The following is a 26,222-nucleotide window of genomic DNA, read 5'->3' on the forward strand; positions in this document are numbered from 1 at the left end:
AACGGCGTATTTTGAATTAACTTTTATCCTTATAGTATATCTTTGGTTAAGCTTGAAACATAGTTAATAAATCCTCTGTGTCGCCAAGGCAACATCAAATTTTGGACGTGCTTGCGCCACTAAAATTTCACATTTTAGCTCTTGTGAATCCGCAATTTCTATCCAATTTCCGGTCAACCGGACGGGTTAATTGTAGATACCCGGTGTCCCGATAAAGCACGCCAAAGAGATGCTTCGGAGCGCCGGTCTGAAAGGAGAATAGTATGCGTACGCTCACCACCACTCTCATGGCTTCGGCCATCGCCCTGGTCGCCTTGCAGGCAGCTCATGCCGCTGACGCCGTCGACGAGGTTCCGGCTGCTCCGGCTGCCGAATATACCGAACCGGCCGTGAAGAACTGGTCCGGCGCCTATGTCGGCGGCACGGCGAATTGGCATCACGGCGAAGCCGATGCCACCGGCGGCAATACGTCAGCCGGCTTTGGCGGTGGTCTTTACGGCGGCTACAACGTGCAGGACGGCCAGATGGTCTACGGTGGCGAAGCCGACGTCAACTATGCCGGCAACGACTCGCACTCCAGCGGTCGCCGCGTCAAGCAGGGCGTCAATGGCTCGGTCCGCGGCCGTGTCGGTGTCGATCTGAATCCTGTCCTGGTATACGGCACCGCCGGTCTCGCCCTTGGCAATGCCAAGCTCTCGACCCCGGCAGGTTCCGACGACAAGACCCTCGTCGGCTGGACGGCTGGCGCCGGTGCCGAAACCTTCGTCACCGACAACGTCACCGCTCGCGTCGAGTACCGCTACACGGACTATGCCTCGAAGGACTTCCGCACCGGCGGCTCGACCGTCTCGTCCGGCTATGACGAGCACAGCGTCCGCCTCGGTATGGGCGTCAAGTTCTGATCCGACAAAATGGATCGAAAAAGGCCGGGGCGACCCGGCCTTTTTCATGCCTTGAACTTTCGTTTTGAATTCTCAGGCCTTGAATTTCGGATAGTCCGGAAAGTGCTTCTCGAACTTGGCGGGCCAGTTCTTGAGCTTCGGCCGGCCCTTCTGCCACTCGCCGGTAAAGCGCAGCTCGATATAGCGCAGCATGGCGGCGAGCGCGAAATGCCCGGCATTCAGTTTGCCGCCGGTCTTCGGCAGATTGGTTTCGAGATGGTCTAGACCCCGCTCGACCTTTTCCCATTGCCGGTCGATCCAAGGCTGATGCACTTTTTCCGGCGGATGGAAGCGCTTTTCGTAGACGATCGCCAAGAGGCTGTCGCAGATGCCGTCGCAGAGCGCCTCGAAGATCTCGAGCTGGGTGCGCTTCTCGGCATTCTTCGGATAGAGCTTGCCCTTGGTCTCGCGGTCAAGGAAATGCATGATCGCCCGGCTGTCGTAGATCGACTGGCCATCGGCAGTGATCAGTGTCGGGATTTTCCCCAGCGGGTTGTTGTCGATCAGTTCCGGCGGACTGGCGTTGGTATCCGTCAAAACGCTTTCCGCGGCGATGCCGACATGATGGGCGGCCATCCGGACCTTGTTGGAATAGGGCGAGGCGGGCGAGTAGAGTATCTTCATTCGTTTTCCCGTTGTCATGGTGCGGCGGGGAGTAGAACCGCGTCCCGTCTGCAGGCGCGGCGATCTATTTCAGGGCAGGCCCTGAAACGCAATTCCTTGTCGAAGCAGATTCTGATTTCCTCGATCAGCCGGCCCTCGCAGGTAACAGCGATCATCTCTCTCGTCATCCCAGGATTCTTCACTGCGAAAGCCGTCTCGATTGACGCGACGGAGAGGTCACGCGTTTGACCTGTGGAAGCGAGTTCGGCGGGGAGGGCAAGCCGCTCGCGGGCCGCCCGCGTGACGGCAAAATAGTCGGCTTGGGTGAGGCCGGAACAACTTCCGTGCTTGCGCCATTGATGGCCGATCAAGCCCATCGACGGAACGATGTCGAGATATTGCCGGCCGAGCGATTCGGGCACGCGATCCGATTGTCTTGTCGCGCAAAATTGCGGATAGCCGCGTTCGTTCTGCGGCCATAGGCCGTGGACGATCAGACCGCTGCCACGCTCGCATTGTTCCGATTCTTTCCTCGGGTCATTGGCGCGACACCAGGTCGGTGACCAGGACAGGGATAGAACATAGAAGTCGAAGCCCTTGCCGATAGGAACGCTTGCCGATGCCTCGCTTTTCGCGGCCTCCGTGCCTGGGCCGGGGTTTTTGTCGCCTTCATTGCTGCAGCCGGCGATCGCCGACAAAGCGAGAAACGCCGGCAGCAGCCTTGTTGGCGCAATCAACGCAGCGACGAGCAATGGGCGCCGTAGACATACCAGGGATCGAGGCCGCCGATGCAGAACTCGACATTGGAACCGACGCCGGCAAAGCCCCAGGGCCGCTCGATCAGATACCAAAGCGGGCGCCGCACGCCGTCGCTCATTACGGCAGTGCCGTAGCAATATTCACGCTCGACCAGATGCGTATAGTCGCGCGGCTCGAAGCGGCTCTGGCCCAACTCGCGAATCTCGGCAATGGCGAGATTGGCATGAAGATAGTTCGCGGCCTTGTAGTCGAATCGCCGCGTAATGAAGCCCAGCACCGAGGGATTGCCGCAAGCGCCGATGTCGTAGGTGTGTCGGACGACGGGCACCTCCGCATAATCCGCGGCCGCGGCGCTGTTGGCCGCACCGGCGGCGAGCGAAAGCGAGAAGAGAAGCATTCCGGCAAGCTTGCAAATCATGGCTACCTCCCTGGATCGTCTCAAGAGATTGAAGCCACTAAGCGTTACCCGTCAAGGCCCTCGGTTGAGAACTGCTTCGCCACGCAGCCAGAAGCAGCGTGCGGACGCGAAACGATCCTGGCGCAGCCGTTCCTTAAGGTAGGGCAGCAGGATGTCGAGTTCGCCCTTGAGCGTATAGGGCGGATTGATGACGACGAGACCGGATCCTGCAAGCCCGGTGATGTCGCGATCGCTGCGGACCGAAAGCTCGGCGCACAGCATTTTCGGAATCTCCAACGCCTTCAGGGCCTCGTGGAATTCCTTGATCGGTGCGCCTTTCTTCAGCGGATACCAGAGGCAGTAGATGCCGCCTGGAAACCGGCGATAGGCCTTGGCGAGCCCCTCGGCCATCCGCTCGTATTCGCCTTCCTTCTCGAAAGGCGGGTCGACGAGCACGAGGCCGCGCTTTTCCTTCGGGGGCAGGTGGGCACCGAGCGCCAGCCAGCCGTCGAGCCGGGTGATCCGGCTCTGGAAATCGCCGTCGAACAGCCGGTGCAGCGTTTCGTAATCGTCCGGATGCAGTTCCATCGCTGAGAGACGGTCCTGCGGCCGAAACAGCATGCGGGCAAGCTTGGGCGAGCCGGGATAATGCTTGAGCCCGCCATCCGCATTGAGATCGCGCACAGCCGCGAGATAGGGCTCGAGGATCGCGGCGACCGGTGCAGGGAGCTCGGCCTCGATCAGCCTTCCGATGCCCTCACGCCATTCGCCGGTCTTCTGCGCCTCCTCGCCCGACAGATCGTAGAGCCCGATGCCGGCATGGGTGTCCAGCACGCGGAAGGCCTTGTTCTTTTGCTTGAGGTAGGTGACGAGCCGCGCCAGCACCGCGTGCTTCAGGACATCGGCGAAATTGCCCGCGTGATAGATGTGCCGATAGTTCATAAGAGCCGCCGATGGCTGTGATCAATTGTTTCGATGGATGACGAATGGGACTTTGAGCCCCTTGGCGGATGCCATATAGAAAAGCCATGAACGTTGCGACCCCTATCAGAGCAGAAAAATCGGTCGGCCACTCGGTCTGTCCGCATGACTGTCCTTCGGCTTGCGCCCTGGAAGTGGATCTGACCGCCGAGGGGCGGATCGGTCGTGTCCGCGGCGCGGCCGCAAACAGCTATACGGCGGGCGTCATCTGCGCCAAGGTGGCCCGCTATGCTGAGCGCATCTACCATCCGGGGCGGCTGATGGTGCCGCAGCGCCGCGTCGGCGCCAAGGGCGAGGGGATCTGGCAGGAAATTTCCTGGGAGGCGGCTCTCGACGAGATCGCCGACCAATTCGTAAAGGCCGAGCAGAAGCACGGCGCGGAAGCGGTCTGGCCCTATTTCTATGCCGGCACCATGGGGCAGGTGCAGCGCGATTCCATCGAGCGGCTGCGTCACGCGAAGCGCTATTCCGGCTTCTTCGGCTCGATCTGCACCAACATGGCCTGGACCGGCTTCACCATGGCGACCGGAGCCTTGCGCGGTCCGGATCCGCGCGAAATGGCCAAGTCCGATTGCGTGGTGATCTGGGGCACCAATGCGGTGGCGACGCAGGTAAACGTGATGACCCACGCGGTCAAGGCGCGCAAGGAGCGCGGCGCCAAGATCGTCGTCGTCGACGTCTACGACAACGCGACCGTCAAGCAGGCCGATCTCGGCCTGGTGCTGAAGCCTGGCACCGATGCTGCGCTCGCCTGCGCTGTCATGCATATCGCCTTCCGCGACGGCTATGCGGATCGCGCCTATATGGCGGAGTTCGCCGACGATCCGGCCGGGCTCGAGGCTCATCTCAAGACACGCGGGCCGGAATGGGCATCGGCCATCACCGGTCTGACCGTGGAGGAAATCGAGACTTTTGCGAAGCTCGTCGGGACGACGCCGAGAACCTATTTCCGTCTAGGCTACGGCTTCACCCGCCAGCGCAACGGCTCCGTCGCCATCCACGCCGCCGCGTCCGTCGCGACCGTGCTTGGGTCGTGGAAACATAAGGGCGGTGGCGCCTTCCATTCGAACAACGACATTTTCAAGCTCGACAAGCGCGAACTCGTCGGCACCGCTTTGCACGATCCGGATGTGCGCATGCTCGATCAGTCGCAGATTGGCCGCGTGCTGACGGGCGATGCCGAAGCGCTGCGCCACCGCGGCCCGGTGACGGCCCTGCTGATCCAGAACACCAATCCCGTCAATGTCGCGCCCGAGCAGCGGCTGGTGCGGCGGGGCTTCCTGCGCGACGACGTGTTTGTCGCCGTGCACGAACAGTTCATGACGGATACGGCTAGGCTCGCCGATATCGTTTTGCCGGCGACGATGTTCCTGGAGCATGACGATCTCTACCGCGGCGGCGGGCACCAGCACATCCTGATCGGCCCGAAGCTCGTCGAGCCGCCGCCGACCGTGCGCACCAACCTCTTCGTCATCGAGGAACTGGCAAAGCGCCTTGGCGTTGCCGACTGTTCCGGCTTTGGCCTCTCGGAACGGCAGCACATCGACCGTTTGCTCGCCAATTACGGCATCGTCTACGAAGAGATGAAAGAGAGGAAATGGCTCGATTGCCAGCCGGGCTTCGAGGAGGCGCATTTCCTCAAAGGCTTCGGCCATCCCGACGGCAAGTTCCGCTTCAAGGCAGACTGGACCGGCACTCCGGCGCCCAATCGGCCGCCGAAGTCGATGGGCCCGCAGGGGCCGCACGGCCGCCTTCCTGAGTTCCCTGATCACATCGATCTGATCGAAGTCGCCGACGAGCGCCATCCGTTCCGGCTGGCGACCTCGCCGGCGCGTTCCTTTCTGAACTCGACTTTTTCCGAGACGCCCTCCTCGATCGAGAAGGAAGGGCGCCCGGAGGTGATGATCCATGCGGAGGACGCCGCCGAGCTCGGTATCGCCGACGGCGACATCGTCAAACTCGGCAACGACCGCGGCGAACTCCGCCTGCACGCCAGGATCGGCGGCGGTGCGCGCCGCGGCGTCGTTGTCGCCGAAGGGCTGTGGCCGAACGGCGCCCATCTCGACGGCGAGGGGATCAACGTGCTGACCGGCGCCGATGCGGTGGCGCCCTATGGCGGTGCGGCGTTCCACGACAACCGGGTCTGGATGCGCCGGGCTGACTAGCGCGAGGAGTCCGTCATGAGCGGAGATCACCAGCAAGGGGAAGTCAGCAATGGTATCCCGATTTTGGGGCGCGCTTGCATTGAATGCGCTGCTGCTTCTCGGTGTGGCCTTTTACATTCTCTACGAGGCCTGGCAACGCCTGACCGTGCCGCAGGAGATCCAGTCGGGCGGTATGCTGGCGATCGCGGTGGTTGGCCTTGTGGTCAATCTCCTGTCCATGCGGCTTTTGACGACTCACAAGGACCAAAGCCTCAACCTCAAGGGAGCATATCTCGAGGTTTGGTCGGATATGCTCGGTTCCCTCGCCGTCATAGTCGGAGCGGCGATCATCTGGCTCACCGGTCTGCAATGGATCGATTCCCTGTTGGCCGTCGGGATCGGATTCATGGTCTTTCCGCGTACCTGGGTCCAAGGACTGCGTCAACATCCTGCTGGAAGGGGTGCCGGCGGGAATGCGGCTCGCCGATGTCCATGCTGCGATCACCACTGTGCCGGAAGTTGCTTCCATGCATGACCTCCATCTTTGGGCGATTACGCAGAGTCAGCCGTCCCTGACGGCCCACGCCGTGCTTGAAGAAGGGGCGGATGGCGAAGCCGTCCGGCGCGCGATCGCGAATCGGCTCCGCGACGAGTTCGACCTCCACCATACGACCCTGCAGATGGAGCGAATTAGCTGCGCGCCGTCCGAACATGTTCACTGAGCTAACAGGGACTTCGAATGACGAAACATGAGGACCAGCGGTTGCGGATTATCGACCGCCGAACACTCTGGAATGGCTTCATCAATCTCGAGCAGATCACGCTCGAGCAAATGATGTCCGATGGCAGCACTGCGCGGCTCGTGCGCGAAGTGCACGACCATGGCCGTGCTGCGACGATCCTGCTCTTCGACCCCGAACGCCAGATGGTCGTTCTCGTCCGCCAGCTTCGCCTTCCCGTCTTCCTGCAAGGGGAATCAGGATATCTTATCGAAGCGCCGGCCGGCCTTCTCGACGGCGAGGCGCCAGAGGTGGCGATCTGCCGCGAAGCGATGGAAGAGACCGGCTATCACATCGAGAGCGCCCTACATCTCTTCGACGCCTATATGAGCCCCGGCTCGATAACGGAGCGGACGAGTTTCTTTCTCGGTCGCATCGATACCTCCAAGAAGGTGGCGCCTGGCGGCGGGCTTGCCCATGAGGGCGAAGACATCGAGGTGCTGGAAATCCCCTTCGAGGAGGCCATCGCGATGATCCGCACCGGCGAAGTCTGCGACGCCAAGACCATCATGCTCCTGCAATGGGCCATGCTGAACCGCGCGGCACTTTCAGGCTAACCCTTTGATCCAGCATACATTACCGATAGTTCACTTTTTGTCGGCGCCGTGCTGCGGTAAATCGCTCATGTCTTCCTCAACGACACGGGCGACCCATGACGTCCTCCTCCCCGCTGACGCGACGCGTCCTTGACGGTCTCGATCGAAGACTTGCGGCGGCGAAGTGACCCACTTTCGGTCAGAGGCGCGGGCTGTAGTTAGGAGGGCAGGGCAGAGGGGGTTAGCTACGCCGATCCTCGTCAAGGCGTGAGTAGCAGGGCCACTGGTATCAGATGGCTGGCGAAATGAGCGTTCCCGAGGCCTCGCCCACCGCGTGGCTGACGGCGCGCCCCTCTTGCATCGTCACCTTGCCCTCGGCGACCAGCCGCAATGCCAGCGGATAGGTCTTGTGCTCTACCGTCAGAACGCGCGATGCAAGCGTCTCCGGCGTGTCGCCGGCAATGATCGGAACGGCTGCCTGCGTGATGATCGGGCCGTCATCCATGCCTTCGGTCACGAAATGCACGGTGCAGCCGGCGAGCTTCATGCCCGCATCGAGCGCACGCTGATGCGTATTGAGCCCCGGGAAAAGCGGCAGCAGCGACGGATGGATGTTGAGGATCCTGCCTTCGTGGCGCTGGATGAAGGCGGCGGACAGCAAGCGCATGTAGCCGGCAAGGCAGATGATGTCCGGCTGGAGCCGGTCGAGTTCCGCGAGGATCGCCGCCTCGTGCGCTTCCTTGCTTTGAAAGTCCCTGCGCACGAATGAGGATGTCGCGATGCCGAGCGCTGCCGCTTTGGCGAGGCCGCCGGCCTCCGCCTTGTCGGAGATGACGCCAATGATCTCGGCCGGGAAATCCGGCTCGGCCGCGGCCTTTGCCAGCGACAGCATGTTGGAGCCGCCGCCCGAGATGAAGACGACGACCTTTTTCTTGCTGGCTGCGGTCATGCTCATACAGCGAGGCTGCCCTTGTAGATCGTGCCCGGCGCACCCTCTTGGCGCGCCACCATGCGGCCGAGCGTGAAGACAGTCTCGCCTTCGGCGGCGAGAACCGCCGCGACCTTGTCGGCTTCCGTTGCCGGAACGACGGCGATCATGCCGACGCCGCAATTGAAGGTGCGCAGCATCTCATTGGCGGCGACACCGCCGGTCTTGGCGAGCCAGGAGAACACGGCCGGCGGCTTGATGACGTCGAGGTCGATTTCGGCGGCCAGCTGCTTCGGCAGTACGCGCGGAATATTCTCGGGGAAGCCGCCGCCGGTGATATGTGCCAGCGCTTTGATCTGACCGGTTTCGCGGATCGCCTTCAGAAGCGGCTTCACATAGATGCGGGTCGGCGTCATCAGGAGGTCGGCAAGAGTGCCCTCGCCGAACGGCGCCGGAGCATCCCATGCGAGCCCCGAGAGCGCGACGATCTTGCGCACCAGCGAATAGCCGTTCGAATGCACGCCGGAAGAGGCGAGTCCAAGGATGACGTCGCCCTCGGCAATGTCGCCGGCCGGCAGAAGCTGTCCGCGCTCGGCCGCGCCGACGGCAAAGCCGGCAAGGTCGTAGTCGCCGCCGGAATACATGCCCGGCATCTCGGCCGTTTCGCCGCCGATCAGCGCGCAGCCCGCCTCGCGGCAGCCGGCGGCGATGCCGGCGACGATCGCCGCGCCCTGGTCGGGATCGAGCTTGCCGGTGGCGAAATAATCGAGGAAGAACAAGGGCTCGGCGCCCTGCACGACGAGGTCGTTGACGCACATGGCCACCAGGTCGGTGCCGACCGTGTCGTGCTTGTCGGCGTCGATGGCGATCTTGAGCTTGGTGCCGACGCCGTCATTCGCGGCGACCAGGACCGGATCGGTGAAGCCGGCCGCCTTGAGATCGAAGAGGCCGCCGAAGCCGCCGATCTCGCCGTCGGCGCCGGGACGCCGGGTCGAGCGCACATGCGGCTTGATCTTCTCGACCATCAGGTTGCCGGCATCGATATCCACGCCCGCGTCGCTGTAGGTGAGGCCGTTCTTTCCCGACTGGCTCATGCTCGTTCTCCAAGGCTCGTCGTATTTTGCGGATGCGATTGGCACGGCAAGCTGAGGAGTGCAAGCGGCGAGGCCCAGACTTGCGGCCTTTTTTCACGTTTTTGCCTTCGCCTCGACGTCTTCAGGCGACAAGAGAGCGGATTGAAGGGCGTCGGGCTTGACCTGCGCGCGCGCCGCACCCTATCTCGTCGCACGAAAGACGCGTGGCGTCGTTAGCGCCGGACGCGTGACGGGGAGTACAATGGGCAATCGGGTGAGCGGTTTGGGACTTCAGCGCCAGATTTTTTTCTGGTTGCTCGTGCTTGTCGCCTTTGTCGCCTTTCTGATGGTCTTCAGTTCCATTCTCCTGCCGTTTCTCGCCGGCATGGCGCTTGCCTATTTCCTCGATCCCGTCGCCGACCGGCTGCAGCGGCTTGGCCTCAGCCGCCTGATGGCGACGATCGCCATTCTCGTCGCCTTCGTCGTTCTCTTTGCGCTGTCGCTGATCATCATCATCCCGCTGATTTTCACCCAAGCCGCCGACTTCATCCAGAAGATGCCCGGCTATGTCGCCAGGCTGCAGGCCTTTGTGGCGGACACCACCCAATCGACGCTTGTGCCCGACTGGCTCGAAGCTCAAATGGCGTCGATCAAGCAGAATTCGGCCAAGCTCCTCGAGCAAGGGGCAGCCTTTCTCGGCACACTGTTCCAGCAGCTCTGGAATTCCGGCATGGCGCTGCTGGATATCCTATCGCTCTTCATCATCACTCCGGTCGTCGCCTTCTATCTGTTGCTCGACTGGGACCGCATGGTCCAGAAGGTCGATAGCTGGGTGCCGCGCGACCATGTCGACGTGGTGCGCCAGATCGCCCGCGACATGAACACGACGATCGCCGGCTTCGTGCGCGGCCAGGGTTCCTTGTGCGTCATTCTCGGCCTCTACTACGCCATCGGCCTGTCTCTGGTCGGGCTCAATTTCGGCCTTCTGATTGGCTTTTTTGCCGGCATGATCAGCTTCATCCCCTATGTCGGCTCGCTGGTCGGCCTGGTGCTCGCCGTCGGCGTGGCACTCGTCCAGTTCTGGCCGGACTATATATGGATCCTGCTCGTGCTTGCCGTCTTCTTCAGCGGCCAGTTTCTCGAGGGCAACATTCTCCAACCGAAGCTGGTCGGCAAGAGCGTTGGGCTTCATCCCGTCTGGCTGATGTTCGCCCTGCTTGCCTTCGGCGCGCTGTTCGGTTTCGTCGGCCTTCTCATCGCGGTGCCGGCCGCCGCCGCGATCGGCGTCCTTGTCCGTTTCGGCATCCAGCGATACCTTGATAGCGACCTCTATCACGGGCACAGGACGGCCGCGAACCAGCAGTCGGAGGGCGAGGAGCCCGGCCGACACATGCCATCCTCCAGAGCAAAGCATGACAAGACGTCCTAACGAACAACTGCCGCTCGTCTTCGGCCATGACCCGGCAACCAGCCGGGAGGATCTGCTCGTTTCCGATCGCCTGAGCGCGGCCATTGCGATCGTCGATCACTGGCCGGAATGGCCATCACCGGTCGTCATCATCGCCGGGCCGGTCGGTTCCGGAAAGTCGCACCTGGCCAGTATCTGGCGGGAGAAGTCCGGCGCCGAGACGATCCACCCCGTTGCCGGCTCGAGTTCCGCCGACATCGCCGCCGCCAAGCCGGTGCTCTTCGAGGATGTCGACCGTCAGGGTTTCGACGATACGGCACTGTTCCACGTCATCAACAGCGTCCGCCAGAACGGCACGGCGCTCCTGATGACCTCGCGGCTGTGGCCGATGTCTTGGCCGGTGACACTCGCGGATCTCAAATCGCGGCTGAAGGCGGCGACCGTCGTCGAGATCGGCGAGCCTGACGACGAACTCCTGATGCAGGTGCTCTTCAAGCTGTTCGCCGATCGCCAGTTGCTCGTCGATGAGCGTTTCGTGGCCTATATAGTCACTCGGATGGAGCGTTCCCTGGAGGCGGCGCAGACGATCGTCGAGCGGCTGGATCATCTGGCGCTTGCCCGTGGAACGCGGCTGACGCGTGTCCTGGCGACGGAAGTGCTGGAAGACCTTGCAAATGCCCGAGCCACCGATTGACTGTCACAGTTCCGTCGTCAAAGTGGGATAGCTCGTTTATCCGGAGCAATGGGGTCTGATGGGAATGGATAACGCGACGTCTGTAATCACCGAAAAAAAGGTGCCTGCGGAGCAACTTGATCTTCTCACGAGCCCCGAGCGCTTCATCAACCGCGAATTCTCGTGGCTCCAGTTCAACCGCCGCGTGCTCGAGGAAACCCTGAACACGGCGCACCCGCTCCTGGAGCGCATCCGCTTCCTGTCGATTTCGGCCGCCAACCTCGATGAATTCTTCATGGTCCGCGTCGCCGGCCTCGAGGGGCAGGTGCGCTCGGGCGTTTCGTTGCGCAGTCCCGATGGCAAAACGCCGGCAGAACAGCTCGACGATATCCTGAAGGAGATCGACAATCTCCAGATGGAGCAGCAGGCCTCGCTCGCCGTCCTGCAGCAATATCTCGCCAAGGAGGATATCCTCATCGTCCGTCCCGCTTCCTTGTCCGGCCAGGACAGAAGCTGGCTCGCCAATGAATTCGACCAGTCGATCTTCCCGGTCCTGACGCCGCTCTCGATCGATCCGGCGCATCCGTTCCCGTTCATCCCGAATCTCGGCTTTTCGATGGGCCTGCAACTCGTCAGCAGGACCGGGCGCGAGCCGATGACGGCGCTCTTGCGCCTGCCGGTGGCGCTCGACCGATTCGTCCGCCTGCCGGACGTCAAGAACGTTATCCGCTACATCACGCTTGAAGATGTCGTCGGTCAGTTCATCGACCGCCTGTTCCCGGGTTATGAGGTTCAGGGCTCGGGTACGTTCCGCATCATCCGCGACAGCGATATCGAAGTCGAGGAAGAGGCGGAAGACCTGGTCCGCCTGTTCGAGACGGCGTTGAAGCGCCGCCGCCGCGGGTCGGTGATCCGCATCGAGACCGATTCCGAAATGCCCGCCTCGCTGCGCCAGTTCGTCGTGCACGAGCTCGGCGTTCCGGATAACCGCGTCGCCGTGCTGCCCGGGCTGCTCGCGCTCAATACGCTTTCGGAAATCACAAAGGCACCGCGCGAGGACCTGCGCTTCGAGCCCTATAATCCGCGCTTCCCGGAGCGCGTCCGCGAGCATGGCGGTGACTGCCTCGCCGCGATCCGCGAGAAGGACATGGTGGTCCACCATCCTTACGAGTCCTTCGACGTGGTGGTGCAGTTCCTGCTGCAGGCGGCGCGCGATCCCGACGTGCTGGCGATCAAGCAGACGCTCTACCGTACCTCCAACGACAGCCCGATCGTGCGCGCCCTAGTCGACGCCGCCGAGGCAGGCAAGTCCGTGACCGCGCTCGTCGAGCTGAAGGCCCGGTTCGACGAAGAGGCGAACATCCGCTGGGCGCGCGACCTCGAGCGCGCCGGCGTCCAGGTGGTCTTCGGCTTCCTCGAGTTGAAGACCCACGCCAAGATGTCGATGGTCGTCCGTCGCGAGGAAGGCAAGCTCCGCACCTATTGCCATCTCGGCACCGGCAACTATCACCCGGTCACCGCGAAGATCTATACGGACCTGTCCTTCTTCACCTGCAATCCGGTGATCGCCCACGACATGGCGAACATCTTCAACTTCATCACCGGCTATGGCGAACCGGAAGCGGGCATGAAGCTCGCCGTCTCGCCGCATACGATGCGCCCGCGTATCCTCAAGCACATCGATGAAGAGATAGCGCACGCCGAAGCGGGTCGGCCGGCGTCGATCTGGATGAAGATGAACTCGCTTGTCGATCCGGAGATCATCGACGCGCTCTATAAGGCAAGCGGCGCGGGCGTCGAGATCGATCTCGTCATTCGCGGCATCTGCTGCCTGCGTCCGCAGGTGCCGGGTCTTTCCGACAACATTCGTGTCAAGTCCATCGTCGGCCGCTTCCTCGAGCATTCCCGGATATTCTGCTTCGGCAACGGCCACGGCCTGCCTTCGGAAAATGCGCTTGTCTATATCGGCTCGGCGGATATGATGCCGCGCAACCTGGACCGGCGGGTAGAGACGCTCGTGCCTCTCATCAACCGGACTGTGCACGAACAGGTCCTTTCGCAGATCATGCTGGGCAATCTCATCGACAACCAGCAGAGTTACGAGATTCTTCCGGACGGCACCTCGCGCCGCTTGGAAGTCGGTAAGGATGCCGAGCCGTTCAACGCGCAGCATTATTTCATGACCAATCCCAGCCTCTCGGGTCGGGGTGAGGCTCTGAAGTCCAGTGCACCGAAGCTGATTGCCGGCTGGAAAAGCGGTTGGCGCAAGTAAACTGGAATCGCATGGTCGAATCTGAAGCGCAGGGGCGTCTGCCCGGCATCCGCCCTGTGTCCGTCGTGGACATCGGCTCCAACTCCATTCGTCTCGTCGTCTACGAGGGGCTCAGCCGTGCCCCGGCGGTGCTCTTCAATGAAAAGGTGATGTGCGGTCTCGGCAAGGGCATCGACGCGACCGGCCGAATGGAGGAGGAGAGCGTCGAGCGGGCGCTGAAGGCGCTGCACCGGTTCCGTGCGCTGTCCGACCAGGCGCGCGCCACGCAGATGTATGTGCTGGCAACCGCCGCCGCGCGCGAGGCCTCGAACGGCGCGGCCCTCATCGAGAAGGCGGAAGCCATTCTCGACCAGAAGGTTCGAATCCTAACCGGCGAGGAGGAAGCCTACTACTCGGCCATGGGCGTCGTCAGCGGTTATCACGATCCGGATGGCGTGGTCGGTGACCTTGGCGGCGGTTCGCTCGAACTGGTCGATGTCGAGGGCCGGCGGATCGGCAACGGGGTAACCCTGCCGCTCGGCGGTATCCGTCTCTTCGAGCACAGCAACGGCTCGCTGGCACGGGCACGCACCTGGGTGCGGAAGTTCATGAAGGGTGCCGATGTCCTGAGAAAGGGTACCGGGCGCACTTTCTACGCCGTCGGCGGGACCTGGCGCGCGATCGCCAAGCTTCAGATGGAAATGCGCGACTATCCGCTGCACATGATGCAGGGCTACGAGATCTCCTATGACGAGGCGATGACGATTCTCGCCGAGGTGATCGAGCCCAAGGCCTTGAAGCCCTCTGCTTTTGCAACGATTTCCAAGAGCCGTCGCAGCCTTTTGCCGTTCGGCGCCGTGACGATGCAGGAGGCGATCTCGATCATGCGCCCCGAGCGCATTTCGTTTTCGGCCCTCGGCGTTCGCGAAGGCTACCTGTACTCGCTGCTTTCCGATGAGGAGCGCTTGCAGGACCCGTTGCTCACGGCAGCCGACGAGATCGCCATCCTGCGCGCCCGCTCACCGGAACATGCGCGCGAGCTTGCCGAGTGGACCGGGCGGATGGTGCCGAACTTCGGCATCGAGGAAACCGAGGAGGAGAGCCGCTACCGCAAGGCCGCCTGCCTGTTGGCGGACATCAGTTGGCGCGCGCATCCGGACTATCGCGGCCTGCAGGCGCTGAACATCATCGCCCATTCCGCCTTCACCGGCATTACGCATGCCGGCCGGGCCTACATCGCGCTCGCCAACTACTATCGCTTCGAGGGGCTCAACGACGACGGCGCCACCAGCCCTCTCGCCGGCATCACCACGCCACGTCTTCTCGAACTGGCGAAGGTGCTCGGCGGGCTGTTGCGGGTAGCCTATCTCTTCTCCGCCTCCATGCCGGGGGTCGCCCGCCATCTCACCCTGCGACGGTCGTTGCGGCCGGATGTCGACCTCGAATTCGTCGTGCCGGCAGCCTACCTGGATTTCGAGGGCGAACGCCTTGATGGCCGCCTGCAGCAACTGAGCCGGCTGACGGGCAAGAAACTCGCGTTCCACTTCGAGAGCTGAGAGCCCCGCCCTTTTGCAAGCGGGTGGCGGTCGCGCGAGGATTTCCACGCGCGACCATTCCCGACTATTCGGCCTTGAGGAATTCGCCGACTTCAAGCAGCACGAACTCGTTGTCGTCGGCCTTGTCCAGCGCGCGCCCGGCTGAAAAGGGCAGATTGTTGTCGTTGCCGACGATGATATGCGTGTCGTCCACCCGATCGACGTTCTCGATGGTGACGAAGGGCATGTCGTAGTAGCCGTCGCCGCCGCCCTGGCGCTTCCGGTTGTCCGGATCGGCGATCTTCAGGAGATCGATATAGCCGATCTTGCGCACCGCCTTGCCGATGTTTTCCTCGGTCATTTCAATCTTGTAGATGCGCTTCAGCTTCGATCCGACCGCGAAGCAATCCGGCTTCGGATCCTTGGGGTCTGCACAGGCCTTGTCGAGGGTGCCGGCGCCATTGTCGCGTTCGATCACCAGCGCCGTCTTTTCGTCGAGCATGTTGAAGTCGCCGATCGCCTCGCCGCCTTCGGCAAGCGGATAGAGCCAGCTGCGTCCGGTCCAGCTCTTGCGCGCAGCGTCGAGTTCGACGATGCGGAGCGCCGGACGGCCATCCGCCTGCTCGACTGATTCGTTGTCGATCCAAAGCGGTCCTTCGAGCAGGCCATAGAGCTTCGTACCGTCCTTGGACAGCGCCAGCCCCTCGTAGCCACCGGAACGTTTGAGGTTGAAGGCCGGCGTCTTCTTGGAAGGGTCCGCCTGCAAAGCCAGTGTCGGATTGTCCGGCGAGAGGACCGGCTTGCCGTCCATCATTGTCGGGATGACGTTGGTGAGCTTGCCGTTCGTGTCGAACTTCAGGACATAGGGGCCAAATTCCTCGCCGACCCAGAAGCCATCGGCGACAGGCTGGATCGACTCGATGTCGAAATCACCACCCGTGAGATAGCGCGTCGTAGAACCTTCCATGACGATCGGGAAGGGAGCCTTGCTGTCTGGGTCCGAGAAAAAGATCGTCTCCAGCGCTTCAACCTTGCCGCCGTCCCAGTCGATCTTCAGGTGATGAAGCATCAGCATGGCGTCGGTCGAATTGAGCTTGTTGCCGAAGCCATTATCCGAAAGGCTCCAGAAGGTTCCGTCCGGCATCGCCTTAATGCCCGAAAAGCCCTGCATCGGCTGGCCATTGAAGGGAAGCGACAGCCCGGTCGGCCGAACGCCGTCCTTGCCCGGCACACTGCCCAAATCCATCGCGCGCTTGCGGTCAGCGGCCGAGAACTTGCCGGACGTCTTGAGATAATCGGCCGCATCCGCCGGCGCGGCGATGATGGTATTGGCCGGAAGGATGGCGTGCGCCTTCAGTGTTGCCGGAAAGGCCTTCTCGTCGGCGAGCGCGGTCGTCGTCGACAAGAGCGTCAAGGCGACGGCGAGAATGGACTTCGTCATCAAATTCACCCTGGGTTCGAGGTGGGGATCGCTTCCCGATAGGCGGCTTTGATGACGGCTCGGTGACGCTTCCCTGACAGCGCGGTGAAGCTTTGTTGACGCCGCGATGCGTCTTACGGCTGGACGGCGCGAAGCGCGAACACGCCGAGCTTCTGGCCGCGGCCTTTCACCTCGTGTTCGCCGAGGTCTTCGCTTCTGACAAAAATGGGCAAGCGCATGCGCCGCAAGAGATCGGCGGAAATCAACACCTGCCGATCAAGCGTTCGGCAGAGGCCCTCGAGACGCGCCGTCGTGTTCACCGTGTCTCCGAAATAGGTGATCTTGTGCCTGTCGACGCCGATTTCGGCGGCGACGATCGTTCCGCCGTGAAGTGCGGCGCGCAGGCGCGGAACCTCGCCGTAAACCTTGCGCCAGCGGGAGGCGGACGCTTCGACCTGGTCGAGAATGTCGAAGACGCAGCGAATGCAGGCGGCGTCCGCCAAGGCTCGATCGAAGGACCAGGTGATGACTGCAGCGTCCCCGACATAGTCGTCGATGGATCCGCGGTAGCGCAGCACCGGGTCGGCGACCTCCGCAAACAGCTTTCCGAGATATTCCTGCATCTTGAGATCGCCGAAGCGCTCGGCATAGGAGGTCGAGCCGGCGACATCGATAAACAGGAAGACGCGCTCCTCCTGCACCGGCTTGCGGTAGCGTCCCGTCAGCAAGCTGAGGAAGACATTGCGGCCGAGCAGTTCCCGCACCCGCAGGACGAAAATAATCGGACCGGAAACGACGAGCGCATAGACGAGCGCATTGAAGGACGGAATCACCGCGTCACTCCAGCTCTGCTGCAGCACGCCCAACAGCTTCAGCACCACCCCCGCCGCGACAAAGCCGAGATTCTCAACGGCGAAATAGACGGCGACCGAGGACAACAGAAAGGCTGGCGTCGGAAAGCTGTGGATCGTCCTGTAGAGGCGGCGGAAGATGATGCGTCGTTCAAAGGCAAGGACCGGCATGCAGATGAAGACCGCAAAGGTCGCGCCGATCAGCGCGCCGTCCCCATAGACGACCCAGGCATAGGCCACGCCGCTGCCGGCGACGACCAAGAGCAACAGGATGAACTCGAGCGTGGAAAATCTCCAGCGCATGCGCGACGGCCTCGGAAATCGAACTTCTGAAGGATGGCCGCGACCTGGGCAGCCCCATCCGCAGCGGTGCGAGCATCTGCTCCTCGGCCTTCGCGTCGGATCAGCTTTTCGATTCGCTGGCTAAGGGCGGATTCGGGCGGAAAGGTGTTGGCAGTTGCGGCCGTTCAACCGCCGATTTCCATTGCCTCGATTTTTTTTCCGACAAACCGAAGCGCCACTTCGCCATTGATGAGCTTCAGTGCCATCTCGCCGAAAAGCTCCCGGCGCCAGCCCTTCAGCGCGGCGACATCGGCATTCTCGCCTTCAGCGGCGATTCGGTCGAGATCGTCGCTGCTGGCGATGATCTTGGCCGCCACGCCCTGCTTTTCGGAGATGAGCTTCAAGAGCACCTTGAGCATCTCGACCGCTGCGGCCGCGCCTTCCGGCGTGTGATTCTGCCGCGGCAGTCGGGGCAGTTCAGTCTTCGGAATCGCCAGCGCCTCGGTCACCGCCTCGACGATCGCAGCGCCCGCACTGGAGCGCTCCCACCCCTTCGGAATGGTTCTGAGTCGGCCGAGCGCTTCCGCGTCCTTCGGCTGCTGCTGGGCAACTTCGTAGATTGCATCGTCTTTGATGATCCGGCCCCGCGGCACGTTGCGCGCCCGTGCTTCGCGCTCGCGCCAGGCGGCGACTTTCTGCAGAACCGCCAGCTCGATCGGCTTTCTGACGCGCATCTTCAGGCGCTGCCAGGCATTCTCCGGATGGAGGTCGTAGGTCTCGCGGTTCTCCAGAATTGCCATTTCCTCGGCAAGCCAGGAGGAGCGTCCCTCGCGCTCGAGCTCCGCTTTCAGGTAATGGTAGATGTCCCTGAGATGCGTCACGTCGGCAAAAGCATATTCGAGCTGCTTGTCGGTGAGCGGCCTGCGGCTCCAGTCGGTGAAGCGCGAGGACTTGTCGATCTGCACGTTCTTGATGCGGCTGACTAACTGGTCGTAGGAGACGCTGTCGCCGAAGCCGCAGACCATTGCCGCGACTTGCGTATCGAAGAGCGGATGCGGAATGAGGTTGCCGAGATGGTGGATGATCTCGATGTCCTGGCGGGCCGCGTGGAAGACTTTGATGACATCTGTATTGGCCATCAGCGCGAAGAAGGGCGCAAGGTCGAGCCCCGGCGCCATCGGATCGACGATCACCGCCGTGTCGGGGCTGGCCATCTGGATCAGGCAGAGTTCAGGCCAGAACGTGGTCTCGCGCAGGAATTCCGTATCGATCGTAATGTAGCTCGAGCGGGCCAGCTCTTGGCAGGCGGCCTCCAGTTCTGCTGTCGTCTGAATCATCTGGGCTTAAATCACTATGGCGAAAATGAGGCTTGAGCCTCCCCTCTATCGTTTCGGGGCGGACGTCTCAATCGAAATTGTCAGATAATTCTGAAATAACCGGTCATCCCGGTCTTTTGATGTTCGATGATGTGGCAGTGGATCACCCAGTCGCCGGGGTTATCGGCAACGAGCGCCACCTCCGCCTGTTCGTCCGGCAGAAGCAGGATCGTGTCGGTCGGCGGCGGCAGGAAGTTCCGTTTGTTCGAACTGAGGATGCGGAAGCTCAAGCCATGCAGATGGATCGGGTGCGCGTGCGGGGTGCGATTGGCGATTTCGAGCACATAGCTTTTGCCGAGCTTCAACTCCTCGATCGGCGCAATCGGGTCGGGCGTGTCTCCCGGCCATGGAACCTTGTTGAGCGCCCAGAAGGTGAAGCCGAGCGATCCGCAGATCGACGGTGCCGCCTTGTATTCGGCGGTTGCCGTGAGTTCGAGGGGAATTCGCTTGGCCGTCGACAGGTCGGCTTCGGTGACCGGATTGGCGGGGAGGGGAGCGACGTCGCCAAGATCGCGTTTCAAGGACGGGCCGACCGCACGCAGTCTCGCGATCGTCCAAGGCTTCGACCCGCGGAAATTGCCGAGCGTCGCATGCGCCCCTTCGCTGTCGGGCATGCGCATCACGAGATCGACGCGCTGCCCCGGCCCGATGTCCAGCCGATCGAGCAGGAACGGAAGATCGACGGGATTGCCATCAAGCGCGACCACCTTCGCCTCGGCGCCCTCAAGGCCGATCGTGTAGATGCGCGTCACGTCGGTGGCGGCGATCCTGACCCGAACGAGTCCGCCGGTCGGCGCGTCGTAAACCGGCTCCTGTTGCCAATTGGCAGTTCTGACGGTCCCGTAGGTGCCGCCGCGTGCCGCATCCCGCGGTTTGAACGGATCGATGAATTTGCCTCCGGTGCCGAGCCGCCAGTCGCGAAGATTGAGGACGATCTCCGCGTCGAAAACCGGATCTTCGGGATTTTCGACGACGATCACACCGGTCAGGCCATGGCCTATCTGCGTCAGCGTGTTGCAATGAGGATGGTACCAGAAGGTGCCGGCGTCTGGCGGTGTGAAGCTGTAATCGAAGTGATCGCCCGGATAAACATAAGGCTGGGTCATCTCCGGCACGCCGTCCATCGCATTGGCGATTCTGAGCCCGTGCCAGTGAACCGTCGTCGGCTCATCGAGCCTGTTCACGAGCCTTGCCGCATAGGCCCCGCCCTTGCGAATTCGCAAGACCGGCGGCATGCCGGCATGAGGCGTTTCACCGAGTCCGTAGGTCATGACGGGGGTAGCGCCGTCGGCCGCGATCTGCGCATTTGCCAGTTGCGCCGTGAGGACCTGAGGTTCGGGAGACGCCCCGGCCCGTGCCGCAAGCCCGGCGCCGAGTGCGAAGGCGCCGCCCAGTGCGGCCGAGCCCTGGAGAAAAGTGCGGCGGCTGAGCATCGGCGTCATAGCGTCCACATTCTAAAAGGGCCGAGCGGGGCGTGGACCGCGTCGCCCCGCAGTGTTTCGGGATTGGCGCCGTTTTAAACCTGATCCTCGTGTTCAGCAATTCGTCGGGATCGCACATCTTGCCGCAGGCGATCATGCTGCGGCTGGCTGCCGCCCGCCAGCTTGTTGAAGAACGACGAGGTACGCAGGAGATTGCGGAACGGCATGGAGCGTTCGCCCGCCGGAATCGCTCCGCGGGCCGTCATGCGCCGGAGCGTGTAGAGCATGAAGAGGAAGAGGATCGCGGCGGTATAAAGGAAGAGCGCGCGCGGGCCGAAGAGATCGAGCAGGAAGGAGGCGAAGAGCGGCCCAATGATGGCGCCGAGCGACCAGAAGAACAGCATGCCGGCGGAAACCAGCGCATGCTGACCTTCCGCCGCGTGGTCGTTGGCATGGGCCGAGCAGAGCGAATAGAGCGGCATGGCGAAGGCGCCGAAGGCAAAGATGCCGGCGAAGTTCAGCCACTCGTCGCTGCCGGCGCCGAAAGCGAGGAAAAGGCCCGCAACGAGTGAGCCGAAAGTGGCGATCAGAATGATCAGCCGGCGGTCGAACTGGTCCGAGTAGTGCCCGAGCGGATATTGCAGCACGACGCCGCCGATGATGCCGGCGCTCATGAAGGTCGCAATCGCGGTGACCGAAAGCCCGATCTCCTGCGCATAGATCGGTCCGAGTGAGCGAAAGGCCGCATTGGTGAGACCCACGACGATGCAGCCGATGGTGGCAAGCGGCGAGATGTTCCAAAGCGCGTTGACGTCGAAGTGGATTGCTTCCGGAGCGACCGGGCTCGACCGGTCGGCAAACGAGATCGGCACAAGCGAGAGCGTCAGCGCCATTGAGATGAAGGCGAAGAGCTCGAAGCCGCCGATCCCCACACCCGGAATCATGTATTGCGCGGCGGTCACCGAGCCGAGGTCGACTAGGCGGTAGATCGACAGCGTGCGGGCCCGGTTGGCATTGGTGACGCTGGCATTCAACCAGCTCTCGACCGTTGCAAAAAGACCGGCGAAGCAGATGCCGGCGACGAGCCGCATCACGAACCAGAACCACGGCTCGATGACCAGCACCATGGCGATTGCCGCCGCCGAGGCGATCGCCGCCATGGCGGAGAAGGTACGGATATGACCGATCGCCCTGAGGATCCTGGTCACGTAGACGCAGCCGATCGCAAAGCCGACATTGTAGGCTGCGCCGACGACACCGATCAGGGATGTCGAAAAGCCTTCATCGAGCGCGCGCAAGGAAATGAAGGTGCCCTGCAATCCATTGCCGCCGATCAGAATGCCGGCGGTGAGGAGGAGGGGGATGAGCGGGCGTATTTGGGACATGGGCGCATCCGGTTTTACGGCGGCGACTCGTGGGGCAGGCGGGTCTCCCACTGTTTAGCGGTACACGGTGGGCGGGGACAGTCGCGATTTGTGACCTTTTCCGGGTGGATATCCGCCAGGAGGACCGACGAGGCGGAAGAGTGGCGACCGGCGGAGTCGCTGGACTGACGGGTCGGCGGCGAATGCCGCGGCCTTGACAAATCCGGCGCATCATGCGCTTTTCCGCCCGACTTTGGCTATGCCGCCGCGCCCGCCTCGGCGAGACACGCGCGGCCTTCTGCAATTCCAGGACCAGACGATGCACCGTTACCGCAGCCACACCTGTGCCGCCCTCCGAAAGTCGGACGTCGGCTCCACCGTTCGCCTTTCCGGCTGGGTTCACCGCGTCCGCGACCATGGCGGCGTGCTCTTTATCGACCTGCGCGACCATTACGGCATTACCCAGGTCGTCGCCGATCCGGATTCGCCGGCCTTCAAGATGGCTGAAACCGTGCGCGGTGAATGGGTCATTCGCATCGACGGAAGCGTCAAGGCTCGCACCGAGGACACGATCAACAAGAACATGCCGACCGGCGAGATCGAGCTCTATGCCCGCGAGATCGAAGTGCTGTCGGCCGCCAAGGAGCTGCCGCTGCCGGTCTTCGGCGAGCCGGATTATCCGGAAGATGTGCGCCTCAAGTATCGCTTCCTCGATCTCCGCCGCGAGACCTTGCACAAGAACATCGTCAGGCGCACCGAGGTCATCGCCGCCATGCGCCGCGGCATGACCGAGATCGGCTTCACCGAATATACGACACCGATCCTGACGGCTTCGTCGCCGGAAGGCGCGCGCGACTTCCTCGTGCCGAGCCGCATTCATCCCGGGACCTTCTACGCGCTGCCGCAGGCGCCGCAGCAATACAAGCAGCTGCTGATGGTGGCCGGCTTCGACCGCTATTTCCAGATCGCCCCGTGCTTCCGCGACGAGGACCCGCGCGCCGACCGGCTGCCTGGCGAGTTCTACCAGCTCGACCTCGAAATGAGCTTCGTCGAGCAGGAAGACGTATGGGACACGATGGAGCCGATGATCCGCGCGATCTTTTCGGATTTCGCCGGCGGCAAGCCGGTCACCGAAAAGTTCCAGCGCATCCCGTATGACACGGCCATCCGCAAGTATGGTTCCGACAAGCCGGACCTCCGCAACCCGATCGAGATGCAGGAGGTCACCCAGCATTTCGCCGGCTCCGGCTTTAAGGTCTTCGCCAACATGATCGCCTCGAACCCGAAGGTGGAGATCTGGGCGATTCCGGCCAAGACCGGCGGCTCCAGGGCATTCTGCGACCGCATGAACGCCTGGGCCCAGAGCCAGGGGCAGCCCGGCCTCGGCTATATCTTCTGGCGCAAGGAAGGCGAGAAGCTCGAAGGTGCAGGCCCGCTTGCCAAGAACATCGGCGAGGAGCGCACCGATGCGATCCGTACGCAGCTTGGCCTTGAGGATGGCGATGCCTGCTTCTTCGTCGCCGGTGAGCCGGCCAAATTCTACAAGTTCGCCGGCGAGGCCCGCACCAGGGCCGGCGAGGAACTGAACCTCGTCGATCGCGACCGCTTCGAACTGTGCTGGATCGTCGACTTCCCGTTTTATGAATGGAACGAGGACGAGAAGCGCGTCGACTTCGCCCACAACCCTTTCTCGATGCCGCAGGGCGGGCTGCAAGGGTTGTCGGGCGATGATCTGCTGTCGATCAAGGCGTTCCAGTACGACATGGTCTGCAACGGCTTTGAGATCGCATCCGGCTCGATCCGTAACCAGTCGCCGGAACTGATGGTCAAGGCATTCGAGAATGTCGGGCTCAGCCAGGCGGACGTCGAAGAGCAGTTTGGTGGTCTCTACCGCGCCTTCCAATACGGTGCCCCGCCGCATGGCGGCATGGCCTTCGGTATCGACCGTATCGTCATGCTGCTCGTCGGCGCCAAGAACCTGCGCGAGATCTCGCTGTTCCCGATGAACCAGCAAGCCGTCGATCTGCTGATGGGCGCGCCATCGCCGGCAACGCCGGCGCAACTGCGCGAGCTGGCGATCCGTCCGATACCGCAGAAGAAGGACTGATCTTCTCTGATGCCAAATCTCTGATCCAAGAAAAACCCGGTGAAAATCTCGCCGGTTTTCTTGGCCTCGAGCGAACCAAAGCGGGTATGTCTGCGGCCCCGCCCCAAAAGGGCTTATTCGAGCTCACCTTGACAGGGCTTCTTTCAAGGCGCTTCCTTTCTCCCCGATGCTGCATGGCAACTATCGGTTGGAGGAAATGATGGTGAAGAACGTCAAGGACCTGCTGGCGGAAGCAAATAGTGCCGTCCCGAAGTTGTCGCCGACCGAAGCCGCTGAGAAGATGCGCTCCGGCGACGTGCTCGTTGTGGATGTCCGAGATCCGACGGAGGTTCAGCAGACCGGCAGGATCAAGGGGGCAGTGAACGTCTCGCGCGGCATGCTGGAATTTCGAGCGGACCCGGAGAGCCAGTATCACAACCCGGCCTTTCAGAAGGACAAGACCATCCTTCTGCATTGCGCTTCCGGCGGCCGTTCCGCTCTCGCGGGTAAGACCCTGCAGGAGATGGGATATACGGCGGTTTTCAACATTGGCGGCTTCAAGGAGCTCGCCGAAGCGGGGATCGATACAGAGCCCGCGTGAGCAGCTTTTTTAGACCCTCCCCAACCCCTCCCCCTTGTGGGGAGCGGTCTCGGTGAGGTCGGCTCTCCCGGCCCTGTCGCCGCCTGGCGTTTCTCAGAAGTCCATGCCCGGACCAGGGGGCATCGGCATCTGACCCTCCTTTTTCGGCTTCTCGGCGATCATCGCCTCCGTCGTCACGAGGAGCCCCGCGATGGAGGCTGCGTCCTGCAGCGCCGCGCGCACGACCTTGGCCGGGTCGATGACGCCCATCGCGAAGAGGTCGCCGAACTCGCCCGTCTGGGCATTCCAGCCATAGGCGAAGTCAGTTTTCTCGCGCAGCTGTCCGACGATGATCGATCCCTCGGCGCCGGCATTCTCGGCAATCTGGCGCACCGGCGCCTCGATGGCACGGCGAACGATTTCGACGCCGACGCGCTGGTCGTCATTGCCGGTCGCCACGCTCTCGAGCACCTTGACGACCCGCAGCAGCGCGACGCCGCCACCCGGCAGGATGCCTTCCTCGACCGCGGCGCGCGTCGCATGCAGCGCGTCGTCGACGCGGTCCTTCTTCTCCTTGACCTCCACTTCCGTTGAGCCGCCGACGCGGATCACCGCAACGCCGCCGGCCAGCTTGGCGAGCCGCTCCTGCAGCTTCTCCCGGTCGTAATCGGAGGTTGTTTCGTCGATCTGCGCCTTCAGCTGGGCGACACGACCGCTGATATCCTGCTTCGTGCCGCCGCCGCCGACGATCGTGGTTGCGTCTTTCTCCACCATGACGCGCTTTGCCCGCCCGAGGCTTTCCATCGTCGTATTCTCGAGCTTGATGCCGAGCTCCTCCGAAACGACCGTGCCGCCGGTCAGAATGGCAATATCCTCCAGCATGGCCTTGCGTCGATCGCCGAAGCCAGGTGCTTTGACGGCGGAGATCTTCAACCCACCGCGCAGCTTGTTGACCACGAGCGTCGCAAGGGCTTCGCCCTCGACGTCTTCGGCGATGATCAGCAGCGGCTTGCCGGCCTGGATCACCGCTTCGAGAATCGGGATCATTGCCTGCAGGTTGGAGAGTTTCTTCTCGTGGATGAGGATGTAGACATCCTCCAGCTCCGCACGCATCTTGTCCTGATTGGTGATGAAGTAGGGCGAGAGATAGCCGCGATCGAATTGCATGCCCTCGACGACCTCGAGCTCGATCTCGGCGGTCTTGGCCTCTTCGACAGTGATGACGCCCTCGTTGCCGACCTTTTGCATCGCCTCGGCAAGATAGCGCCCGATCTCCGCATCGCCATTGGCCGAGATCGTCGCCACCTGTGCGATCTCCTCGTTCTTCGAGACCTGCCGGGCCCGACTCTTGAGTTCCTTGACGAGCGCATCGACGGCGAGGTCGATGCCACGCTTCAGATCCATCGGGTTCATGCCGGAAGCGACGGCCTTGGCACCTTCTTTGACGATCGCCTGGGCCAGAACCGTCGCGGTTGTCGTGCCGTCACCGGCGATTTCACTGGTTCTCGAGGCGACCTCCCGGACCATCTGCGCGCCCATGTTCTCGAACTTGTCCTCGAGCTCGATCTCCTTGGCGACGGAGACGCCGTCCTTGGTGATCCGCGGCGCGCCGAAAGACCTGTCTATGACCACGTTCCTCCCCTTGGGTCCAAGGGTGACCCGGACCGCGTTGGCCATTATGTCGACCCCGCGCAGCATTCGGTCGCGCGCATCGGCGCTGAACTTGACGTCTTTGGCAGCCATGGATCCCTCCCTCAACACAAAAAAATTCAGGTATTCATACGCCGGCCGGCAGCGGCAGGACCTTACGATTGCACCTTGCCGCCGACCCGAG

At 62.5% G+C, this 26,222-nt stretch carries 21 protein-coding genes and 1 pseudogene; 10 read left to right on the forward strand and 12 right to left on the reverse strand.

Translation table 11 applies throughout. The features are described from left to right. Nucleotides 1-263 precede the first annotated feature (263 nt). Nucleotides 264-902: an outer membrane protein gene (locus USDA257_RS04370; RefSeq protein WP_014761673.1), complete on the forward strand. Its 639-nt coding sequence runs from the start codon at nt 264-266 to the stop codon at nt 900-902. Between the two features lie 72 nt (nt 903-974). On the opposite strand, the gene USDA257_RS04375 is transcribed toward USDA257_RS04370, so the two are convergent. Genes USDA257_RS04375 through USDA257_RS04390 form a run of 4 tightly spaced genes read right to left on the reverse strand, consistent with a single transcriptional unit; the run spans nt 975 to nt 3,642 of the window. Then, a complete protein-coding gene (locus USDA257_RS04375; protein WP_014761674.1) occupies nt 975-1,565 on the reverse strand; it encodes a glutathione S-transferase in 591 nt (196 codons plus the stop codon). A 14-nt stretch (nt 1,566-1,579) separates the two neighbouring features. Beyond that, the gene (locus tag USDA257_RS04380) at nt 1,580-2,296 is read right to left on the reverse strand and encodes a ribonuclease T2 family protein (protein WP_014761675.1); all 717 of its coding nucleotides are present in this window, start codon (nt 2,294-2,296) and stop codon (nt 1,580-1,582) included. Then, nucleotides 2,278-2,721: a hypothetical protein gene (locus USDA257_RS04385; RefSeq protein WP_014761676.1), complete on the reverse strand. Its 444-nt coding sequence runs from the start codon at nt 2,719-2,721 to the stop codon at nt 2,278-2,280. The genes USDA257_RS04380 and USDA257_RS04385 overlap by 19 nt, the downstream gene beginning before the upstream one ends. A gap of 51 nt (nt 2,722-2,772) precedes the next feature. Further along, nucleotides 2,773-3,642 carry a 23S rRNA (adenine(2030)-N(6))-methyltransferase RlmJ gene (locus tag USDA257_RS04390; protein WP_014761677.1) on the reverse strand — a complete coding sequence of 290 codons (870 nt, stop codon included), beginning with the start codon at nt 3,640-3,642 and terminating at the stop codon, nt 2,773-2,775. A 68-nt stretch (nt 3,643-3,710) separates the two neighbouring features. On the opposite strand from USDA257_RS04390, the gene USDA257_RS04395 reads away from it, so the two are divergent. From USDA257_RS04395 to USDA257_RS04405, 3 genes and pseudogenes are all read left to right on the forward strand, one after another. Beyond that, the gene (locus tag USDA257_RS04395) at nt 3,711-5,846 is read left to right on the forward strand and encodes a molybdopterin-containing oxidoreductase family protein (RefSeq protein WP_014761678.1); all 2,136 of its coding nucleotides are present in this window, start codon (nt 3,711-3,713) and stop codon (nt 5,844-5,846) included. A 70-nt stretch (nt 5,847-5,916) separates the two neighbouring features. Further along, nucleotides 5,917-6,547: pseudogene (locus USDA257_RS04400) on the forward strand (cation diffusion facilitator family transporter); the annotation flags it as partial. Between the two features lie 17 nt (nt 6,548-6,564). Then, nucleotides 6,565-7,161 carry an NUDIX domain-containing protein gene (locus USDA257_RS04405; protein WP_014761680.1) on the forward strand — a complete coding sequence of 199 codons (597 nt, stop codon included), beginning with the start codon at nt 6,565-6,567 and terminating at the stop codon, nt 7,159-7,161. Between the two features lie 268 nt (nt 7,162-7,429). On the opposite strand, the gene purN is transcribed toward USDA257_RS04405, so the two are convergent. Next, nucleotides 7,430-8,095: a phosphoribosylglycinamide formyltransferase gene (gene purN / locus USDA257_RS04410; protein WP_014761681.1), complete on the reverse strand. Its 666-nt coding sequence runs from the start codon at nt 8,093-8,095 to the stop codon at nt 7,430-7,432. Next, a complete protein-coding gene (gene purM / locus USDA257_RS04415) occupies nt 8,092-9,162 on the reverse strand; it encodes a phosphoribosylformylglycinamidine cyclo-ligase (RefSeq protein ID WP_014761682.1) in 1,071 nt (356 codons plus the stop codon). The genes purN and purM overlap by 4 nt, the downstream gene beginning before the upstream one ends. Before the next feature lie 241 nt (nt 9,163-9,403). On the opposite strand from purM, the gene USDA257_RS04420 reads away from it, so the two are divergent. The 4 genes from USDA257_RS04420 (at nt 9,404) to ppx (ending at nt 15,029) form a co-directional block, all read left to right on the forward strand. After that, on the forward strand, nt 9,404-10,570 hold the full coding sequence (locus USDA257_RS04420) for an AI-2E family transporter (RefSeq protein WP_014761683.1): 1,167 nt from the start codon (nt 9,404-9,406) through the stop codon (nt 10,568-10,570). After that, a complete protein-coding gene (hdaA, locus tag USDA257_RS04425; RefSeq protein ID WP_014761684.1) occupies nt 10,554-11,243 on the forward strand; it encodes a DnaA regulatory inactivator HdaA in 690 nt (229 codons plus the stop codon). Before USDA257_RS04420 ends, hdaA begins: the two co-directional genes overlap by 17 nt. 64 nt (nt 11,244-11,307) lie before the next feature. Then, entirely contained in the window at nt 11,308-13,494 is a 2,187-nt protein-coding gene (locus USDA257_RS04430) for an RNA degradosome polyphosphate kinase (protein ID WP_041413911.1), read from the forward strand. An 11-nt stretch (nt 13,495-13,505) separates the two neighbouring features. Beyond that, nucleotides 13,506-15,029 carry an exopolyphosphatase gene (gene ppx / locus USDA257_RS04435; RefSeq protein ID WP_014761686.1) on the forward strand — a complete coding sequence of 508 codons (1,524 nt, stop codon included), beginning with the start codon at nt 13,506-13,508 and terminating at the stop codon, nt 15,027-15,029. Nucleotides 15,030-15,093: 64 nt separating this feature from the next. Here ppx and USDA257_RS04440 read toward each other — a convergent pair whose 3' ends face one another. The 5 genes from USDA257_RS04440 to USDA257_RS04460 all read right to left on the reverse strand — a co-directional run bounded on the left by USDA257_RS04440 (nt 15,094) and on the right by USDA257_RS04460 (nt 21,743). Beyond that, complete coding sequence (locus USDA257_RS04440; RefSeq protein WP_014761687.1) at nt 15,094-16,449, reverse strand: esterase-like activity of phytase family protein; 1,356 nt, start codon at nt 16,447-16,449, stop codon at nt 15,094-15,096. Between the two features lie 113 nt (nt 16,450-16,562). Continuing rightward, complete coding sequence (locus tag USDA257_RS04445; protein WP_014761688.1) at nt 16,563-17,582, reverse strand: adenylate/guanylate cyclase domain-containing protein; 1,020 nt, start codon at nt 17,580-17,582, stop codon at nt 16,563-16,565. Nucleotides 17,583-17,746: 164 nt separating this feature from the next. Continuing rightward, the gene (gene rnd, locus USDA257_RS04450; protein ID WP_014761689.1) at nt 17,747-18,898 is read right to left on the reverse strand and encodes a ribonuclease D; all 1,152 of its coding nucleotides are present in this window, start codon (nt 18,896-18,898) and stop codon (nt 17,747-17,749) included. An 80-nt stretch (nt 18,899-18,978) separates the two neighbouring features. Continuing rightward, nucleotides 18,979-20,379, reverse strand: coding sequence for a multicopper oxidase family protein (locus USDA257_RS04455; protein ID WP_014761690.1), 1,401 nt, complete (start codon nt 20,377-20,379; stop codon nt 18,979-18,981). A 74-nt stretch (nt 20,380-20,453) separates the two neighbouring features. After that, a complete protein-coding gene (locus tag USDA257_RS04460) occupies nt 20,454-21,743 on the reverse strand; it encodes an MFS transporter (RefSeq protein WP_014761691.1) in 1,290 nt (429 codons plus the stop codon). Nucleotides 21,744-22,041: 298 nt separating this feature from the next. Between USDA257_RS04460 and aspS the strand changes: the two genes are divergently transcribed. Together aspS and USDA257_RS04470 are read left to right on the forward strand one after the other, a co-directional pair. Next, complete coding sequence (aspS, locus tag USDA257_RS04465) at nt 22,042-23,829, forward strand: aspartate--tRNA ligase (protein WP_014761692.1); 1,788 nt, start codon at nt 22,042-22,044, stop codon at nt 23,827-23,829. Between the two features lie 199 nt (nt 23,830-24,028). Next, nucleotides 24,029-24,409, forward strand: coding sequence for a rhodanese-like domain-containing protein (locus tag USDA257_RS04470; protein ID WP_041413912.1), 381 nt, complete (start codon nt 24,029-24,031; stop codon nt 24,407-24,409). A gap of 93 nt (nt 24,410-24,502) precedes the next feature. On the opposite strand, the gene groL is transcribed toward USDA257_RS04470, so the two are convergent. Further along, the gene (groL, locus tag USDA257_RS04475) at nt 24,503-26,131 is read right to left on the reverse strand and encodes a chaperonin GroEL (protein ID WP_014761694.1); all 1,629 of its coding nucleotides are present in this window, start codon (nt 26,129-26,131) and stop codon (nt 24,503-24,505) included. Nucleotides 26,132-26,222 lie beyond the last annotated feature (91 nt).

This window comes from Sinorhizobium fredii USDA 257 (assembly GCF_000265205.3).
Lineage (GTDB): Bacteria > Pseudomonadota > Alphaproteobacteria > Rhizobiales > Rhizobiaceae > Sinorhizobium > Sinorhizobium fredii_B.